The organism is Allorhodopirellula heiligendammensis (assembly GCF_007860105.1).
Classification (GTDB): Bacteria; Planctomycetota; Planctomycetia; order Pirellulales; family Pirellulaceae; genus Rhodopirellula; species Rhodopirellula heiligendammensis.
Genome location: NZ_SJPU01000002.1, coordinates 2,027,108 through 2,045,993, shown reverse-complemented (window position 1 = coordinate 2,045,993; position 18,886 = coordinate 2,027,108). Strand labels below are relative to the sequence as shown.

Here is an 18,886-nt window from a genome sequence, read left to right as displayed (position 1 = left end):
TCATGACGATGCCCTCACGTTGGAATCCTCGTCTGTAGGATCCTCGGTGGATTCCATCGATTCGGGCGATTCGGTCGGTTTGCCATCGTTGAGTACTGCGTCTTTGGTGTCTTTCACGTCGCCCGGCTCATCCCTACTCGTCGAGAGTGAAGAGCGGACGGTCGGACCGGTGACTTTCGCAACGGCCCCTTGATCGCCGTCAATCAAGACGAGATCACCAATCTCCAACCCCTCTGCCACCTCTCGATATCCAGGACGGCGGTGGGAGGTTGCGATGGGTTGTTCAGACGCCATGCCATCGACGACCTTCCACACTTTCTGGGTACCCCCGAACTCGACGATGGCGGACTCGGGCAATACGATGGCCCGGGCAGCGGGATCAATCACGATTTCGGCTTCGGCGAATAGCCCCGTCCGCAGCTGATGATCCTTGTTAGCCACCTCGGCCTCAAACATCAGAGTTCGAGACCGCGAATCCAACATCGGACTGATTCGCGTGACGGCCGCGGTCACAGGAGTCGGCACGGACTGAATCGTCAGTCGCACCTCCTGCCCTAATTTCAATGATTGCGCAAATCGCTCGGGAACAGCCCCGCGAAACCGCAGCGGCGAGGTGCGCACGAGGACGGCTATCGGCTGGCCGGTCGCAACGTACGCTCCCGGCGCGATCCCACGCTGTTGCACGTACCCGCTGAAGGGAGCGGTGACGACGGCGTCGGCCAACTGCTGTTGAGCAATCGACAACTCAGCTTGCCGCACCCCGATCAACGCAAGTGATTCAGCAACCGCATTGAGCGATGAGGCATATTGAGCTTGAGCAACCTGCTCCGCAGCGGCAGCTTGGTCGAACTCTGCTGCCGACAGCGCGTTACGTTCAATCAGCATCTGAGCACGTTTGAACCCAGCAATCCCTTCGTCCCAAACCGCCTTGGCCTCTCGTACCGGCGCAGCATTCTCCGGGTTGAGGTCGTCGGCCGATTGACCTTCTAAAAGGCCCACCGTGGACCTTGCTTGCCTTAACTGCGCCTGGGCTTGCAACACGCGCAGCCGAGCTTCCTGTTGATCGAGCGTCGCCAACGGCGCTCCTTGCTCGACAAAGTCACCGATCTCAATGTGCACCGCGTCAACACGGCCGCCAACCTTGGCGCCCACGACAACCTGCTCGTCGGGCAACAAGTTGCCCTGGCAGCGAACGACGGTCGGCCAACTCTGCATTTCAAGGCGTAACGTTTCGGCAGCGATCTCTGGTAAGTCTTGCGTATCACCAAGACTCTCAGGGGCGGCATTCCGCTCTCGGCAGCCAAAGAGCACCCATAGGGCAACACAGAGACACAGAAAACTCGGCAGACGTTGCATGGGAACAGGCATCGATCTCGTATCAGTGGCCGCCGGAAGCGTGGGCACATGCCCCCGGGCGGCGGACGAAAACCCGGCATTGTAGTCAAAAAAACTACGGCAGGGGTCCGACTGGGAACTTCAATCCGAAGCGAGGCATCGCACCTCGTATTACACATGAGATAAAAATAAATGGACTCCAAACAATGATACTACTAACGTTCTGCTGCATGCCAATTTCGTGGGTCGGTTGCAGTGATGACCGGCGAAAGGTATTTGATGACTAAGAATATTTCGCTTATTTTTCGGCTTAGAATTTCCATGACCTATTCGCGACGTCGCTATTGCTCTGCTCTGGCTGCTGGTGTGATCGTCTGCGGGCAAGCTCTCCTTGTGGGCTCAGTAGTTCGGGGCGCTGAAAACGCCGTGCGCTGGCGTGACGAACTTGCCAAGTGCGACCTGACATGGGACCAGCTTCCCAAGAATTGGATGGAAGCCCCGTTTCTGGGCAACGGTGAGCAGGGAACGATGATGTATCGCGAAGATGAGCAGACACTGCGATGGGATATCGGCAATTCGGCCGCGCATGACCATCGGCCGCCCAGCGAAGACGACTTCAGTGAGAAGAACGTCGAGGTGCTCAATCGGGGACGGCTTTTTATTGGACATCTGCGAGTCGAATTTCCAGAAAAATTACGCGGCAGTTCGTTGCGACTATCACTATGGGATGCCGAGGCGAAAGGCGAAATCCGGACCGCCGGTGGTCACGCACGCTGGTCGTCGATCGTTCACGCGAAGTCGCCGGTGATGCGATTTGATATCGCTACCACCGGAACGCTAACGCCGGCAAAGTTTGTCTATGTCCCCGCAGAGGCACGCAACCCACGTGCTCTGCGCGCACAAACCCTACGCAATCCGGAGAATCCGCCAGCCGTTCTTTCGACGCACCACGACGGTGTCCAAACGGCGGTTCATAACCTTTACGCGGGCGGTCAAACGGCCGTAGCCTGGTATGAGTCGAAATCAGCGGGGACCACTCGGCTGTGGCTGAGCGTGATGCATTCCTATCCGGGTTTGGACGCTGAAACTCTCGCAGTCGAAGCGGTGCGCACCGCCGCCTCCGCAGACCAGAGCGATTGGCTCAACCAGCATCGTCAGTGGTGGCATCGATACTACCAACGCAGCTATCTATCGACCGGCGATCCGTATTGGGACGCATTCTACTGGATCCAGCAGTACAAGCTGGCAAGTGCCACGCGAGCAGAAAAATGGATCATTGACAATCAAGGACCCTGGCTCCAACCGACCGCTTGGAACGCTCTGTGGTGGAATTTGAATGTGCAGCTGTCTCACAGTGGATTTGCTACCGCCAATCGTCGCGGCATGGGTGCAGCGTTGGGACGTCGGCTGGATCAATGCCGCGACCAGTTGGCGATGAACGTCGCCGAGGAGTACCGCGATGACTCGTACGCGATCGGCCGCAGTTCATCGGGTTGGGATCTGGCTGGTCACGCTGGACAACCGGGAACAGGTCGACCGCCGAAGGACGACCAGATCGGTCGTGAATGTGGCAATCTGCTGTGGGCACTTCACAACGTGGATTTGGAATACAAATACTGGCAGGACACTGAACTGCGAGACCGTGTCCTCTTTCCGCTGCTGGTTCGAGCAGTGAACTACTATCTGCACTTCTTGGTCGAGGAGCCCGATGGGTATTTGCACTTGCCGAAAACCTACAGCCCTGAATATCGAATCGCAGAAGATTGCACGTATGACCTCGATCTCCTGCGTTGGGCGTCAGGCAGATTGCTGGCGCTGGCTACTGAAAAAGGTTTGACCCAAGCAGAGGAGCCGTTGATTGCTCAGTGGCAAAATCTTCAGTCGAAACTCGTTCCCACACATATCGATGAGACAGGACGCATGATCGGCCGCGACGTTGCCTTGTCCGGCCGACATCGCCATTGGTCGCACCTGCTCGCAATCTACCCCCTGCGGACGTTGACGCCCGACACAGATGCCGATCGCAAGCTCATCGAGCTGAGTTTGAATCATTGGCATCGTCACGGCCCAGCAATGGCAGGTTATTCAGTGACCGGTGGCGCATGCATGGCCGCATTGTTGGGCGATGGTGATCGCGCATACGAGTTTCTCAATCGACTCAAGTCATTTCTCCATCCCAATACGCTCTATTCTGAAGCCGGCAGCCTCCCCGTCATGGAAACGCCACTCCACGGTGCGACTGCCATCCAAGACATGGTGCTGCAAAGTTGGGGCGGTCGAATCCGCGTTTTCCCAGCTGTGCCACAAAAATGGGGCGATGTCCAATTTGACCGACTTCGTGCGGAGGGTGCGTTCCTGGTTAGCGCAAAGCGCGAGTCGGGAAAGACCCAATGGGCCGAAGTCACCGCAGATGCTGGCGGCAGCGTCGAAGTGCAACTGCCGCTCATCGACGTCGATTGGTCCGCATCCGACAACGCTCAAATCGAACGAATCGACGACGGCGTTTTTCGTGTGGTCCTGCCCCAAGATGGATCCGTGTTGTTCTGGCCCACCGGTCAATCCCAGCCGACACCCCGTATCACCGCGACGCCCTCGCGGTTGCTCCGGCATCCATTTGGTGGCAGCTCACAGGTGCGTTGAGTAATGCAACCATCTCGGGGATGACAGTGAGTCGGGCGGAACCGGGGGACTCCCATCTTTTTCGGCAAGAGCCCAAGTAGCAGGCCCCGCAAACTCGGCAGAACAGGAAACCTGCGGCAACTACGCAGCCCTCGAGGCTGCCTGAGCCGATGAAGGCCGATGAAAGTCCCCATCGATCAGGCTGGCGTCACCTCCGCGGCACCTGATATGAAGAGACTATGACGTCCGCTCCACGCACCTCCTCATTGATTCGTTCACGCGCGCCATGAAGTCATTCCGCCGAGTTTTGCTGCTCGCCTGCCGCCGACGCCTCTCATTTATCGGGGTTTTGTTGACTTCGTTGATCATCGCTGCGATGTGGGGTGGGAATATTGGCGTGCTCTACCCGATCACGGAGGTTGTCTTTGCAGGGGAGGACTTAGCATCCTACGTCCACACGCAAGTCAACGCGACGGATGAAGAGCTCCGTGAAATCGACGAAAAAATCGCGGCGATCGACGCGGCAGTCGCTGAGGGCGATGTGCGCGACGACCAATTGGCTGACAAATCGTCGCTGGATTTTCGTCGCAAGACCGTGGCGTACTCAGCGTCTTGGCTGCACTGGGCCGAGCCGTTGGTGAACCGCTGGGCACCGCCGGGACCGTTCAACACGTTGCTATTGGTGGTCGCGTTTCTGATCACGTGCACCGCGATCAAGCTCGTTGCGTTAACGTTTAATTTAATTATGGTGCAGTACATCGCCGAAGGCACGGTGATGGAGTTGCGAGAGCAATTTTTCCGTAAATCCCTGCAATTGGACTTAGACCATTTTGGTGAAAACGGATCTGCGAACCTGACCAGTCGATTAACCAATGACGTTTCGCATGTGGGAATCGGGCTCAGCACATTAATTGGTCGCGTGATTCGCGAGCCGCTCAAAATGGCAGTTTGTCTGTTCGGCGCGTGTGCAGTATGTCCACGCTTGCTGCTACTGGTGATGGTAATTTCGCCGCTGGTGGCGATTGTGATGCAACGACTCAGCCGAGCGATCCGTCGTGCCAGTCGCCGAGTGATGGAGGAGATGAGCGGGCTTTATGGAATGCTCAACGATGCCTTCAACGGAATCCGCGTCGTCAAATCATTCAACACTCAATCACACGAGCGTGCTCGCTTTCGCTGCCACGTTGATGGTTATTTCAGGCGTTCGATGAAGGTGGCATTCTACAACTCCATGGCACGGGGCACGAGCGAGTTGCTGGGCCTGATCATGGTGGGGATGGCAATCATCGCTGGCGGCTATCTGACGATTAACCAAGAAACGCATCTGCTTGGCATGCGAATGACCGAGCGGCCTCTGGACAGCTCCAAGATGTTGTTATTCTTCGCATTCTTGATTGGTGCCTCTGATCCTGCACGGAAACTCTCCGATGTCTGGAGCGCATTGCAACGCGGGATTGTGGCATCAACACGCATCTACGAGATCATTGACGCCCCCGTACGTGTCACCGAACCCGCAGTGGCGATCAAGCCGCCACGTCCACACCGTGAACTTCGGTTTGACAATGTGCATTTTCAGTACCCCGCTGGCCCCCAGGTTCTTCAGGGGATCGATTTAACAATCCCCCATGGGGAAACGATTGCGTTGGTGGGCCCAAACGGATGTGGCAAAAGCACGTTGATCAGTCTGCTGTGTCGTTTTGACGACCCCAAAGAGGGGCAAGTGTGTCTTGATGACTGCGCCATCAATCAAATGGCCACTCGTGACCTGCGTCGTCGAATCGCCTTAGTCACCCAACGGACGGTACTATTCGACGATACCATTGAAAACAATATCCGCTACGGCAGCCCCAGTGCCGACCGGCACGCCGTCGTCCGTGCAGCAAAACTTGCCTTTGCCGACGATTTCATCCTCCGCAAAACACCTCATGGCTATGAAACCCGGCTGGGCAGTGGTGGTGTCCGGCTATCGGGTGGCCAGATGCAGCGAATTGCTCTGGCTCGTGCGTTCTTACGCAATCCCGACATTTTGATTCTCGACGAAGCCACCAGCCAAATTGACATTGAGAGCGAAATGTTGATCCACCGTGCCCTGGAAATCTTTCTGAAAGGGCGCACGGGTATCATGGTCACTCACCGCGCCAGCACGTTGGCGATGGCTGACCGGGTCGCCGTTCTCGACCACGGTCGCGTTGCCGCCGTGGGTACTCACGATCAACTCATGGCAAGCAATGGCTTCTATCGCAATCTTTACGGCAGCGATCTTGCGGACGCCGCTTAGTTGAACCAGCGAACTGCGATTCGCACGCGACCGGTGCCGGCGACGCTCAGCGATGCCGTGACCGCACTTCGTGGCGAACGGCCCCTTCGATGTGAATCAGAAACCGACAGCTCATGATGACCAAAGTGACTTCAACGACCACAAGCGTTCAACGCCCTGAGCCCCTGTATTTTGAGATGGTAGCGGCGAGTTTCTTTGCGTTGGAGTCGTTTCCGAGGTATAACACCGGTCGATTTCTCGCCGCGTTTCTCACTTTCAACATCGCTCATGAGTACGGTCACCGCTGTTTCTGACTCCCTCACAACAGGCGGTCAACCGGACGAGGATACAGCGTCGGATCGCTGGATCGAGCGAATCGATGTGTGGGCCGAAAAAATTGGTGACGCGGTCAATCCGATTCTTATCAAGGAGACGCGTCAGGCCCTGAAAAGTCGCCAGTTCGTGCTGACGTTCTCGGTCCTGCTGGTCGCTGCACTGGCGTGGACCGTCGCCGGCAGCCTGTCGTTGATGCCGATGATCTATACGACGCCATCGGCACCGCGAATGCTGATCGGGTATTACATCGTGCTCGCGATCCCCATGCTGTTGGTGGTGCCGTTGGCAGCCTATCGCTCGCTCGAAGCGGAGATTGACGACGGGACGCTGGAACTTCTTTCGATCACGGCGCTGAGTCCGTGGCAGATCGTGCTGGGCAAACTCGCCAGCGCATCATTGCAGATGATGTTGTATCTCGTCGCATTGTTTCCCTGCGTGGCCTACGCATACACATTGCGCGGCGTCGATTTGCCCACGATCGGGCTAATGATGGCCGTATTGATTACTGCTGCGATCGCATTGACGATTGTTGCACTAGCATTCGCGCCGCTGGCAAGAGGACGTTCGGGCCGGATCACGACACTGCTCGTCGTGCTGATGGTACTGATGATGGCCCAATACATGATTGGCACAGGGGTCGTCTTCATGATCGTCTACGGCAATCCTCTGACCGTTGGCTGGACCGCATTCCTGCTGATCACGATGGTATTGCTAACCTTCTCAATCGGGCATTTGTTATTGACGGCGACAGCGGCCCAGTTGACCCCTGAGAGCGAAAATCGCAGCAGCGGCATTCGCTGGTCGATCCTCCTACTGACAACTTTGGTGTTCGCGTGCAATGCGTTTGCAATCGAATGGATCCAAGAGGATCGCGGGCAAGTGTTGGCTGTGTTCTTCCCTTCGCTGCTGTGCTTGACGGGCCTGTGGACGTTCAGCGGAGCCTTGATGACGGCGGAGTCGGCAACCGTCACGCCGCGCATCCAGCGAGAGTTGCCCGGCAATTTCCTCAGCCGACTGCTACTGCTATTCTTCACCCCCGGCCCGGCAACAGGCTTAGTGTTTGCATGCTTGGGAATCGTCTTAGTGATGTCAGCATCACTGATAGGGATCGAACGAATGCAGTCCCTCGGCAGTGTACTGAGGCCGACCGACTTCACCATGCTGCAAACGCTGATTTTAGCTTACGCGAGTTACCTGCTGGTGCTGCTACTGTGCGTTCGCGCCATCGTCGCGATCGTCCGAATTCGAAATCACCCACGCGTCGAGATTGGCCTGGCTGCATTGATCGCCATCGCTGTGTTGGCAGCCTTGGTACCCTACGCGATTGGGCTGCATGCGAATGACTATCGCCCCTTTGAATATTCCGGGTGGCAGTCGACGAACTGGGTCTGGACGATGGGGCAAATTGTCGATGGCCAGTCACCAGCGTGGGTTTTCGAGGTCTCGGTTTTCGCCTGCGTGACGGCCACATTAGTCGCCATCGCCTGTGTGGGCCGTCGAGCTCTGGCGATGCGGACAGCTACGCCCGCAGCGGTGTTGGCAGAGCAGCAAAAGGGCAAGCTATGACGAATTTCAGCATTGTTCCCCTGAAATCGATCACCCGGCTAGATCGGCCTCGGGGGGCAGAACCAACCAAACTCGTGAAGGACAACGTCGAAACACGATAAATGCTGGGACGAAACTTCCCGATCCAGGTTGCCCCATGCGACGTTTTCTACTCATTTTGCTTGGCCTCCTAGGGACGGCTCAGCCAGCGGTCCGGGCGGAAGCACCTTTCTTGTCGCCTCGCGTGGGGGCCGACTCGTTGAGTTCGTTGTTGGCGTCACCAGAGGAACCGTCCACATTCGGGATCAGGTTCGTGGCCTGCCTCGCCGATGATGATTCGCTCGCGTTGATCGATGTCGACGATCAGACACATGATAAAGAATCCAATTCCAATCAGGCCGACGGACGCGACGAGCAGCAGCGCACCGAATCGCTCGTGAAGCCAAGCCCGCGGCGCGACGGTCATCCCGCGACAGCTGGACGGATCGTCGAGGCCGTTGACTCGGCCACCTCCGACGACGCCGTGGCCAACGCGATTTCACCTCGTGACCTCAAACATGCGATGTCAGCCGTCGACGACGCCCGGGTGAGGGCAAGACTGGCCGAACTCAACAAACCCGCCACGTTACTGACGGTTGCCCCGCCGCCCGTCACCGCTGGAGACGAACCTGTCAATCGAGCCGCGGTAGTATTCGACCAATCGCCGTACTGGATTCTCGGCGGGCCGAGCGTTCCCCCGCCGCCACAGCGGGTTCACGTCGTGTTCCACCATAATCCAACATACTTCCAGGAACTTAACCTGGAGCGGTGCGGCAAACTTGATTGTGCGCGTTGTGGTTATTTACAAAATCTCTATTCCAGCGTTTGGTTTATCGGTAACACGTCGCTCCTGCCGTTTCGCTTAGCCGCCCAGCCGCCCTGCGAGTGCGTCGCCGCCTACGGTGATTGCCCCACATGCCACCAATACCAATGTCCCGTTGAGCCCTTGCAGGTGGGTGACAGCTGCCTCGCGACGAGTCGCGGGACGCTGAGCCAGTCCGCTGCTTTAGCTGGATTTATACTGCTATTGTGGTAGGCATGAATACCGCGCTGCCCCCTAACGAGCTTCCCCCTCCGCCTGCGGACGCAAATTCGGCAGAGGTTATTTTTTTGGGTACGGGCACGAGTGTGGGCGTCCCCGCGCTGGGATGTCGATGTGATGTCTGTACGAGTACAGATCCTCGCAATCAGCGCACCCGGTGCGCGATCGTGGTGCGATTCAAACATAGCAATTTGTTGATTGATACGCCGCCCGATCTGCGGACGCAGTTGCTACGCGAGGACATCTCGCTCATCCATGCGGTGCTGTTTACTCACGAGCACGTTGACCATCTATACGGTCTCGACGACCTGCGGCTGTTTCCTTTTCAGCTCGGCCACGCCATGCCGCTCTATTGCGAAAGTCATGTCGAGGCGCGTATCCGACGCGTCTATGACTACGCCTTCAGCGACCGCGCACCAACACACCCCGGCTCGACACCTCAACTGGAATTCGTCCGGATCACGCACGATCCGTTCAACGTACTCGGTGTGGAGGTCGTCCCCATCCCAATGGTGCACGGTCCCTATTTCAATGTGCTTGGTTTCCGGATCGGGAATTTCGCCTACTGCACCGATACCAACGCTATCCCCGCTGAGTCGATCGAGCGATTGCGGGGCGTCGAAACGCTCGTCATTGACGCGCTGCGTTTTCGCCCTCACCCGACTCATTTCTCAGTCGACGAAGCGATTGAAGTGATCCGCGAGATCAGCCCGAAACGCGCGTTCTTAACGCATCTTTGTCACGACATCGACCATGCCAAGGTCGACGCTCAACTGCCTGCTGGAATCGAGTTGGCATACGATGGATTGCGATTGAACATCGACCCGACATCGTGACGATGAGCGAGGAAGATGGAGGCGCATCCTAGCGGACGGGAACTTGCCCCACGCGCAGACCGGAGGAGGGCATCTTTTCCCTCGCGGGCATGCTGGGCCCGCCTGAACTTGCCCATCATCAGCGGTGCTCGCTAATCTTTCCGCGCATTGTCACGCGCTCCAGCAGCTGCTGGTCGAAGGCGTCTCCTGGTTCCGACACTGAGTTAGAAAACGGCAGACTGATTCGCAGACTTCGACCGCCAGCAAAACTTGCACAACCTGCAGTGAACTGCAGGGAGGATGCAGGGGTTTGCAGAAAGCCCAGAGGCTGCGATCCCCCAAAGTATGGATACGGCTAGCAAGAGCCCCTTCGCAGGCAATAGCGAGTTAAGCGGCCGCTGCCGGACCCGTTGGGTACGTGAAATGCAATGAGGCCCACGTTCCATTTGAAATGACGAGTGGCCCCTGACAGTATTCAGCTCCGATTTTTCCAACCAAAGTTCTTTGATGCACACACTGATTCTGGTCGTTTTCGTGATCGGCTACCTCGCGATTGCTTTGGAGCACAAGATCCATATCAACAAGGCCGCCAGCGCCTTGTTCATTGGCGTGGTGTGCTGGGCCTTATACGTGGTGGACGTGGGGGCGTTTATCACGCCCGATACGATTCCAGATTGGTTTCGCATGGAGGCCGAATCGGAAGGGATCGAGCAGGTCCCATTGCACTTCGCCATCGATGCTCAGCACCTGCATCAGACTGGCGAGATCGCCAGCATCTTGTTCTTCTTGATGGGGGCCATGACGATCGTCGAGCTAGTCGATTCGCATGAGTCGTTCGCCTTGATCACCGACCGTATCCGCACGACCAACAAACGCGTGCTACTGTGGATCGTCGCGATTTTGACATTCTTTATGTCGGCGGTCCTGGACAACCTAACGACGACGATTGTGATGGTCTCGTTATTGAAAAAGCTGGTTCATGACCGTGACGATCGATGGAAATTCGTGGGCTTGGTCGTGATCTCGGCGAATGCTGGCGGGGCGTGGACGGTGATTGGCGACGTGACGACGACAATGCTGTGGATCCAGCATAAAATTGGAACGGTCGAAGTCATGCAAGAGATTTTCTGGGGCAGTCTGGTATGCATGCTGGTGCCATTAATCGGCTTCTCATTGACGATGCCAGGCACTTTGGCACCGGTCGAAAGAGAGCGTTCAATTCGGCCCGACATCCGCCCCTGGCATCAGTGGTTGTTCTTGGTTCTGGGGCTGATCGCACTTCTGGGAGTGCCTGTCTTCAAGACTTTCACTCATCTGCCACCCTATATGGGAATGATGCTGAGCCTCTCGGTGCTATGGATCGTCTCCGAATTAGTCGGCCACACCCTCGGCGAAGAAACCCGCTCAACGACCGGCGTGCTGCCCGCGCTCAAGCGAGTAGACATGTCTTCGATACTGTTTTTCCTTGGCATTTTGTTGGCCGTTGGATCTCTCGGTGCCACGGGGATGCTGCAATCGACGGCGGTGTGGCTTGACAGCGTGCTGCCCAACCGAGACGTCGTGGCCGTCGTGATTGGACTGGTGTCAGCGGTCGTCGACAACGTGCCGTTGGTGGCCGCCGGAATGGAGATGTACGACCTGCCCATGAACGATCCATTTTGGATGTTACTGGCCTATTGCGCCGGGACGGGTGGCAGTTGCCTGATCATTGGCTCCGCCGCGGGTGTCGCGGCGATGGGGCTCGAGCACATCGATTTTCTGTGGTACTTTCGCAAGATCACGCTGTGGGCGGTGATCGGATATCTCATCGGTGCAGTTGTCGTGACCGCCACATTGACTCGCGTTTGATGCGGCAGCACTGTTGAGTTCGCAATGACCTTCAGGGATGAGTCGCGTCTGCTATCAACGCGGTCGATTCTGCAAAATCTGTCCGTCATCGAGCAGTCGCTCCCGTAGCGCGTCGTAGCCTATTTCCTGGACGTCGGTCTGGGATTGATTCGCCAATGCTGAGAGCGTTGCGGCAGATTGCCCGAGAATCATGAACACGGGCTCCATTCGAATCGAACCAAAGGCCATGTGTGTGGACGAAACACAAACGGGAACGGTAAGGTTGACGCACTGTTCTGCGCGAGGCATCAAACACCCCCTTGCGATCTGGTACGGACCGTTGGTGCTGATGCCGATATCGCCTTCATTTTGCACCGTGCCCTCGGGTGTGATGTACCGCTGCGTGTTATGCGAATCGATGCTGTAGGATCCCATGCCGACCGACTCGGGGGTCTCAATCTTTTTGCGTAGATGGTTTTCGGTCATGATGAATTGACCGACCATTCTTCGCGCTTCGCGGACGTAGATCTGATGCGGCCAGTTACCGTTGTCAGTGAACTCATCTTTCGCCAGTCCCCACCGCTGCATCTTGTTCTGGATCGACTCGGGAACTCGCGGGTCATTCGCGATGAAGTAGAGAATTCCTTTTTGATAGGTCTCGTGTTCGCGGATAATCTCCGCCCGGCGCTTGTAACTCGCTTCCGGGTAGTCGTAGTTGTAGCCAATATTGTCGAAACTGACGGGTCCGTGGTTGTTGGTATCCGTTTTGAAATTGGGCAGCGGATCAAACTTTCCAAAAACATCCTCCCATCCGGCGGCAAAACATCGCAGCAAGACTTCGTATTGAGCGGCATCGTAGCCGTCTGGTTTCGGAAACGGCACGCGATTGGGATCGTGGTTGGTGAAGCACGTACGGAAGCAATAGGCTTGAATGCGATCGTCGCCACTACCGAATTCCCCCGGTGGGTCCGCGCTGACCCGGGGGATCACACCGCTGGACGGATCGCCTGGCACGATATACGGATCCACTGGGCGATCGAGCACGTCGAAGTGATGTTGATGAAACAGACGGCCCGTTTGGACGCCAGCATGGGGTTCGTTGAAATCAGCGATCGATTCTCGACCGGTAGTCGTTTGCACGCCCGCCGCAGCGATCAAGTCCCCCTCATAGGTAGCGTCGATGAACTGTCGTCCGGAGAAGGTTTGTCCGTCGAGCATCTTGATCGAGACGATTTTCCTGTCTTTCACGACAACGCCCGATTCGCGGTCCAACCACGCGTCGCGAACAACGGGGATTTCATTCTCCACCATCATCGCGTCAAAGATCTGCTCGGCGACATGCGGTTCGAAGACCCACATCGTTGCATCCTCGTCATCGGTGGCCCGATGTCCTTGGGCGCGGTCACCGTACTGTTCACGCTGCTGAAAATTCCATGACTTGTCATCTTGGTAGTGACGATAAACCGCTTGGTAAAACTCCTTCGCCAAACCACCGATGACGTACTTGTTGCCGGTATCGGTCCATCCCAGTCCGCCGCTGGTCAGTCCCCCCAGGTGACGATCCGGTGACACTACGATCACCGACTGATTCATCCGTTTGGCCTGCACGGCAGCTGTCATCGCAGCAGACGTTCCCCCATAAATCACAATGTCGTAGGTCTCGGCGTGGACCCGGCGAGCGGCGACTGAGGAGCCCAAGATCGAAATGACGACCAGGAGAAGTACGTAGTAATTGCGGTGAGACGACATTGGCATCGAGCGGGGATCGAGTAGTGAGGTAGACGCGTACCGAAGGTACTATTGAGGGAACACGCATTGTACTCCGTTCGGCGATTTGCGTTTGGGCTCGCTGGATGGGGAGCTGATCGGCCTGGCAATGTCTCACAAGAGTTGACGACGTAGGATAGACTTGCCGCTCCATGCGAGCGTGTCATCTGACAGCAGCATGAGCCAACAATTCACCTGCCCTCCGACTTGCCCCTTCGTGATCCCTGCCCGTCGGGCCCAAACCGAACCGCGTCAGATCAACTTGGAATATGAAAAACTTCGGATTTTGGACGCTCACGTTCCTCGTCGTCGCCAACATGATTGGTGCAGGAGTTTTCACGACATCTGGCTTTGCTTTGGCCGACCTGGGTTCACCCGGACTGGTGATGTGGGCGTGGGCGATTGGCGGCATGATCGCGATCGCAGGCGCGTTCAGTTATGCGATGCTGGTGCGAGCAATGCCACATTCCGGCGGCGAATATCTTTTCCTGTCTAGAAAGGTCCATCCGCTGGCGGGCTTCATTGCTGGTTGGGTGTCACTGATCGCTGGGTTTTCAGGCGCGATCGCCTTTGCGGCTACGGCGTTTGAAAGCTACGTCATGGGCGTATGGTCAAGACCTCACTGGCTACCGGAGGGGACGTGGGCGATCGCGGCAATCATCGCCGCCGGTGCCATCCACGGGTGGCGTCCGCGGGCCGGAGCCTGGGTACAGAACTTGGTGGTCGTCATGAAGTTGGTGCTACTTGCCGCCGTGTTAGGGTATGCCGCGTTCGCCATGGATGCGGGCGATGTTTCGCCTGAGTTCGTCCATGGCGACGAATTGATGACGGGGTGGACGCTGGTCTCCGCCATGGCGGGGAGTTTGGTTTGGATCTCGCTCAGCTATTCCGGATTCAACGCCGCGGTATACGTGGCCGATGAAGTCCGCGACGCGCGACGCGTTGTGCCGCGGGCCTTGGTCACTGGAACCGTGGTGGTCGTTGTGTTGTATGTGTTACTGAATGCCATCTTTGTTTACATCCCACCGGCAGAGGATATCGTGGGGCAGGCGGACGTGGCCGCAATCGCCGCGAGGTCACTCGGTGGCGCTAAGTTCGAGACGTTTGTGCGTCTGACGATCGTGGCATGCCTGCTGACATCCGTGTTCAGCATGATGATGGCCGCACCACGGGTCTATGCGAAGATGGCCGATGATGGCTTACTGCCCGGAGGCTTGCGGTTTCAGGGCGAGAGCCCGCTTGCAGCCACCTGCATTCAAATAGTGCTCGCTGTTTGTTTGGTTTTGGCTTCCGATCTTCAGGGCCTACTATCATATTTAGGTTTAACGCTGTCGATTTGTGCCGCATGCTCGGTTTGCACGCTGCTACTGCCCTCGGTCCGCACGCAGGCAATTTGGCATCCGGTGCATTGGTTGCCCCTTCTGTATATCGCCTGCACGTTGATCGCTGCGGCAATCCTCACGATCAATGATCCATGGCAGATTGCGGGGACAGTCCTCACGTTCGGGCTCGGTGCGATTGGCTACGGTCTGTCAACGTCGCTAAAAAAGCAAAACACGCACGCGGTCGACGACCATCCAGTATCATCGCCGTAATGAACGGTTCCTTATCAATGAACTAGGTCTAGTAAACACCCCAAGGACTTCAGATGAAACGCATGCATTACTGGTCGGCGGCCCTCCTGACGGGCCTGCTTGGTGCATCCATCGCCAACGCAGAGGATTGGTCAAGATTTCGTGGTCCCAACGGATCAGGTGTCGTAGAGGGTTCTCAGGATGCTCCGGTTCGCTGGAGTCCGACGCAAAACGTCAAGTGGACTCTCACACTCCCCGGACCCGGGGTATCGAGCCCCATCGTCGTGGGCGATCGAGTTTTCGTGACCTGCTATTCCGGTTACGGGCTCGATCGAAGTAACCCTGGCGACATCGACGATCTCAAGCGGCATCTACTGTGCGTCGACGCCCAATCCGGTGAATTGATCTGGGAAAAAACGATTGACGCAGCTCAACCGGAAGATCCCTACACGGGAGCTGGCGTGCCGTCGCACGGTTATGCCTCGAGCTCACCGGTATCCGACGGGGAGCACGTGTTCGTGTTCTTCGGAAAAACCGGTGCACTGGCTTTTGATTTCGACGGCAACAAATTATGGCAGACATCGCTTGGGATGGAATCCGATTCACACCGCTGGGGGTCAGCATCGAGTCCAATCCTATTCGATGACAAACTGATCGTAACTGCGGCGGCAGAAAGCCAAGCACTCGTTGCCCTCGATAAAGCGACCGGCAAAGAGGTCTGGCGGCAGGAGGCCAAGGGCCTCGATAATTTGTGGGGTACCCCTGCGTTGGCGGAAACGAGCGATGGCACTGAAGAGCTCGTCGTGGGCGTGGCAGGTGAAGTGTGGGGACTGAATCCTAGCAACGGAAAGTTGCGATGGTATTGCCAGTCGGGGGAAACCGATCAAGCGAACACCAGCGCAATCGTGAATGATGGATTGATCGTCGTCGTTGGCGGACGCGGCAGTGGTTCGATTGCCGTGCGGCCGGGAGGCCAAGGAGATGTCTCTGATTCTCACGTCGCATGGACGGGCCGCGACGCCGGACGATTCGCCACCCCGGTGGCCTACCAAGGGCATATCTATTCTGTGGCGAGCGACGTGCTCTCACGCACCGCAACCAAATCGGGCGAGCAATCCGATCGCGTTCGATTGTCTGGAGGCAGCGGGCGACGCGGTGGTTCGGATTACGCGTCACCTATCATCGCCGATGGCAAGCTCTATTACCTCAAGGGCAATGGCGACATGTTCGTGTTCGATGTTCACGACGACATGAAACAGATTGCCGTCAATCAGACCACCAATGACGCCGAATCATTCAGTGGAACCCCCGCATTGAGCAACGGTAAGCTTTACGTTCGATCCGACAAGACTCTGTATTGCATCGTCGATGGTCCATTTGATGAATCAGCCGAACCAGCAAAAACCGAAGTTGCGGGTCGATCCAGCGAGGATGCGCAAGCCGGCGATCGCCGCGGCGGACCAGGCGGAGGTGGTCCAGGTGGTGGCGGACGGGGAGACCGAGGAGGACGCGAGGGAGGTGGCGGACGTGGATTTGATCCGCAAACCTTCTTCAATCGAATGGATGCCAATCAAGATGGAAAGTTGACGGCCGCGGAATTGGAAGGCCCGTTTCAAGCACGCGCCCAGGAATGGGACGAAGACAAAGATGGTTCCGTGTCGCTGGAGGAGTTTCAGAAAGGTATGCAGAGCATGCGCGGCCCAGGAGGTGGTGGCCCAAGAGGCGGTGGACCGGGCTTTGGTGGGCGTGGAGGAGGCGGTGGCCGTGGTGGTGACCAACGTGACGAGAATCGGCCGCAACGCCCCCAACGACCTGAGTTGGACGAAGGTATTGTCACTGATGCCTAAGGCGAACCTTCGATGGAAGCTGGGGCAATTAGGCTCGCCAGTTCCCAATGCCAAGCAGTCGACACCGGCCGCCGACTGGTTAGACAGTCACGGGGCCGGTGAGTGAAATGCCGCTACAAACCTGGTGGGTGACGAGACCTAGCCGACGGCTGATCGCCCGGCTATTCGTTACCGTTGCGAACGTATTCTTCTGCTGAGAGTTTCCCGTCCTCGTTTTTATCGAACTTCGGAAATCTCTTCGCTGCGGCTTCATCATTGGGCTGAGGGCTGAGGAATTCAGTCAGAGTGAGATAGCCATCGTGGTTGCTGTCTCGTTTTTTGAAGGCGGCGTCTCGATCGAAGGGTTTGCGGTCTTTCTCCGTTGCCTTGCCAGCCTTCTTCGCAGCCGCCTTGGCGGGTGCTTTCACTTGCGGCTTCGGGACGGCTTGTTTCGCGAGTTCTGCTTGCATCGATGCGAGAATCTCGGGACGCTGAGCGGCCAAGTTCTGTGTTTCCTGTGGATCAGCGACGTAGTCGTAAAGCTCGTATTCAACCTCCGCCTGCTCGCTCGCAGCCGAAGGTTCCGAGAAGTTTTTCCACTCCACCATGCGATATCGCGGATCTCGAATTGCTCGACCCAGCCTCTTTCCGCGCGGATAAACATGAGTCACATAGGGGCGAGCATCGGATTCGGGATCGTCTAGCACCTGGGAAAAACTGACGCCGTCGCCTTCATCAGGAGCGTCGATCCCGGCGAGTTCGCACAGCGTCGGGAAAATGTCTACCGTCTCGATCATTGCCGGCGTCGAGGCAGCTTGAACAGCACCGGGAGCCACTACGATCACAGGAATGCGAGCGGCCTGCTCGTAATTGGTATGTTTGCACCACATCCCGTGATCCCCTAAATGCCAACCATGATCACCCCAAAACACAATGATGGTATTCTCTGCCAGTCCCAAGTCATCGACGGCATCCAATACCTTGCCAACCTGCGCGTCCATGTAGCTGGTCGCTGCATAGTATCCATGGATCAAATGTCGAGTTGTCGCTTGCTCATTGGCATCACGACCGAACATGTCCGCATAGTTACGAAGTTCGCCGTAGGAAGTCGGGGCGTAACTGGGAGCATCTTTCGGCGGCTGATGCAAGGTCGGCATCGGTAGTGTTTGCGGGTCGTGCAGATCCCAATACTGCTGCGGTGCAACGAAGGGTAAGTGCGGTTTCAAAAAGCCAACGGCGATGAAAAATGGTTTCGCGGGCGTTTGACTGGCAACGGTCAATCGAGCCACGGCTTCGCGGGCAATTTTTCCATCGCTGTATGTCTCGTCGGAAACAGCCGCCGCTTCCGTTGCCGGACCACGAACCTTGCCCGACTTATCTTTTTTCAGTCCAGCGAGGCTTTCCTCAAGCACGTAACTCGGAGCCTTGGGTCTCCAAAACGGAACACTCCACGATTTGGCGTCATCGGTATTCCCATGACCGACATGCAGAATTTTACCCAGTCCCTGAGCCTCGTAGCCATGGTTGACGAAGTGTTGCGGCAGCGTCGTCACGTGGGGTGCTGCGATGCGAAAATTGGTAGGCAAATCGTAAATCCCGAGCGTCTGCGGACGCAGACCCGTGATGAGCGAATTTCGGCTCGGCGAACAGACGGCTTGGTTGCAATACGCGGAGCGAAACAGCACCCCCCGTCTAGCCAGGCGATCAATGTTGGGAGTGACGGCGTGCGCATCACCGTAACACCCCAGCGTCGGCTTCAAGTCGTCCACGCAAATCAACAGCACATTGGGCTGCTCGGCAATCACGGTGACGGAGGAAGAAAACAAACACCCAATCAAAAGCAACAATCGATGCATGATCCACTCATAAACGAGCTGAGGAAAAGCTCCGCCAGTGAATTCTCT

At 57.0% G+C, this 18,886-nt stretch carries 12 protein-coding genes; 9 read left to right on the top strand and 3 right to left on the bottom strand.

Annotation, left to right across the window (positions count from 1 at the left end; genetic code table 11):
- Positions 1-1,356 (bottom strand): efflux RND transporter periplasmic adaptor subunit, encoded by a 1,356-nt coding sequence (locus tag Poly21_RS17890; protein WP_302119446.1) that lies wholly within the window; start codon positions 1,354-1,356, stop codon positions 1-3.
- Between the two features lie 300 nt (positions 1,357-1,656).
- Here Poly21_RS17890 and Poly21_RS17885 point away from each other — a divergent pair, with 300 nt between their 5' ends.
- From Poly21_RS17885 to nhaD, 7 genes are all read left to right on the top strand, one after another.
- Positions 1,657-3,975, top strand: a complete 2,319-nt coding sequence (locus Poly21_RS17885) for a glycosyl hydrolase family 95 catalytic domain-containing protein (protein ID WP_302119444.1) — start codon at positions 1,657-1,659, stop codon at positions 3,973-3,975.
- Positions 3,976-4,240: 265 nt separating this feature from the next.
- The gene (locus tag Poly21_RS17880; protein WP_146408241.1) at positions 4,241-6,232 is read left to right on the top strand and encodes an ABC transporter ATP-binding protein; all 1,992 of its coding nucleotides are present in this window, start codon (positions 4,241-4,243) and stop codon (positions 6,230-6,232) included.
- Positions 6,233-6,345: 113 nt separating this feature from the next.
- Positions 6,346-6,525, top strand: coding sequence for a hypothetical protein (locus tag Poly21_RS27660; RefSeq protein ID WP_302119441.1), 180 nt, complete (start codon positions 6,346-6,348; stop codon positions 6,523-6,525).
- Positions 6,500-8,113, top strand: a complete 1,614-nt coding sequence (locus Poly21_RS17875; RefSeq protein ID WP_146408240.1) for an ABC transporter permease — start codon at positions 6,500-6,502, stop codon at positions 8,111-8,113. Before Poly21_RS27660 ends, Poly21_RS17875 begins: the two co-directional genes overlap by 26 nt.
- Positions 8,114-8,249: 136 nt before the next feature.
- Entirely contained in the window at positions 8,250-9,167 is a 918-nt protein-coding gene (locus Poly21_RS17870) for a hypothetical protein (RefSeq protein ID WP_146408239.1), read from the top strand.
- A gap of 2 nt (positions 9,168-9,169) precedes the next feature.
- On the top strand, positions 9,170-10,009 hold the full coding sequence (locus tag Poly21_RS17865; RefSeq protein ID WP_146408238.1) for an MBL fold metallo-hydrolase: 840 nt from the start codon (positions 9,170-9,172) through the stop codon (positions 10,007-10,009).
- Positions 10,010-10,495: 486 nt separating this feature from the next.
- Positions 10,496-11,836 (top strand): sodium:proton antiporter NhaD, encoded by a 1,341-nt coding sequence (nhaD, locus tag Poly21_RS17860; protein WP_146408237.1) that lies wholly within the window; start codon positions 10,496-10,498, stop codon positions 11,834-11,836.
- A gap of 54 nt (positions 11,837-11,890) precedes the next feature.
- Here the strand turns inward: nhaD and Poly21_RS17855 are convergent, their stop codons facing one another.
- Positions 11,891-13,570 carry an FAD-dependent oxidoreductase gene (locus Poly21_RS17855; RefSeq protein WP_146408236.1) on the bottom strand — a complete coding sequence of 560 codons (1,680 nt, stop codon included), beginning with the start codon at positions 13,568-13,570 and terminating at the stop codon, positions 11,891-11,893.
- 281 nt (positions 13,571-13,851) lie between these two features.
- Here Poly21_RS17855 and Poly21_RS17850 point away from each other — a divergent pair, with 281 nt between their 5' ends.
- Together Poly21_RS17850 and Poly21_RS17845 are read left to right on the top strand one after the other, a co-directional pair.
- On the top strand, positions 13,852-15,177 hold the full coding sequence (locus Poly21_RS17850) for an APC family permease (RefSeq protein ID WP_146408235.1): 1,326 nt from the start codon (positions 13,852-13,854) through the stop codon (positions 15,175-15,177).
- A gap of 53 nt (positions 15,178-15,230) precedes the next feature.
- On the top strand, positions 15,231-17,003 hold the full coding sequence (locus tag Poly21_RS17845; protein ID WP_146408234.1) for an outer membrane protein assembly factor BamB family protein: 1,773 nt from the start codon (positions 15,231-15,233) through the stop codon (positions 17,001-17,003).
- Positions 17,004-17,164: 161 nt separating this feature from the next.
- Here Poly21_RS17845 and Poly21_RS17840 read toward each other — a convergent pair whose 3' ends face one another.
- Positions 17,165-18,838 (bottom strand): sulfatase-like hydrolase/transferase, encoded by a 1,674-nt coding sequence (locus Poly21_RS17840; RefSeq protein ID WP_146408233.1) that lies wholly within the window; start codon positions 18,836-18,838, stop codon positions 17,165-17,167.
- Positions 18,839-18,886: the final 48 nt, after the last annotated feature.

What these genes read in the sequence shown, in the direction of transcription:
- Poly21_RS17865 (WP_146408238.1), top strand. Translation starts at nt 9,170, where the DNA reads ATGAATACCGCGCTGCCCCCTAACGAGCTTCCCCCTCCGCCTGCGGAC.
- Poly21_RS17875 (WP_146408240.1), top strand. Translation starts at nt 6,500, where the DNA reads ATGAGTACGGTCACCGCTGTTTCTGACTCCCTCACAACAGGCGGTCAA.
- nhaD (WP_146408237.1), top strand. Translation starts at nt 10,496, where the DNA reads ATGCACACACTGATTCTGGTCGTTTTCGTGATCGGCTACCTCGCGATT.
- Poly21_RS17840 (WP_146408233.1), bottom strand. Translation starts at nt 18,838, where the DNA reads ATGCATCGATTGTTGCTTTTGATTGGGTGTTTGTTTTCTTCCTCCGTC.
- Poly21_RS17870 (WP_146408239.1), top strand. Translation starts at nt 8,250, where the DNA reads ATGCGACGTTTTCTACTCATTTTGCTTGGCCTCCTAGGGACGGCTCAG.
- Poly21_RS17890 (WP_302119446.1), bottom strand. Translation starts at nt 1,356, where the DNA reads ATGCAACGTCTGCCGAGTTTTCTGTGTCTCTGTGTTGCCCTATGGGTG.
- Poly21_RS27660 (WP_302119441.1), top strand. Translation starts at nt 6,346, where the DNA reads ATGATGACCAAAGTGACTTCAACGACCACAAGCGTTCAACGCCCTGAG.
- Poly21_RS17885 (WP_302119444.1), top strand. Translation starts at nt 1,657, where the DNA reads ATGACCTATTCGCGACGTCGCTATTGCTCTGCTCTGGCTGCTGGTGTG.
- Poly21_RS17880 (WP_146408241.1), top strand. Translation starts at nt 4,241, where the DNA reads ATGAAGTCATTCCGCCGAGTTTTGCTGCTCGCCTGCCGCCGACGCCTC.
- Poly21_RS17845 (WP_146408234.1), top strand. Translation starts at nt 15,231, where the DNA reads ATGAAACGCATGCATTACTGGTCGGCGGCCCTCCTGACGGGCCTGCTT.
- Poly21_RS17850 (WP_146408235.1), top strand. Translation starts at nt 13,852, where the DNA reads ATGAAAAACTTCGGATTTTGGACGCTCACGTTCCTCGTCGTCGCCAAC.
- Poly21_RS17855 (WP_146408236.1), bottom strand. Translation starts at nt 13,570, where the DNA reads ATGCCAATGTCGTCTCACCGCAATTACTACGTACTTCTCCTGGTCGTC.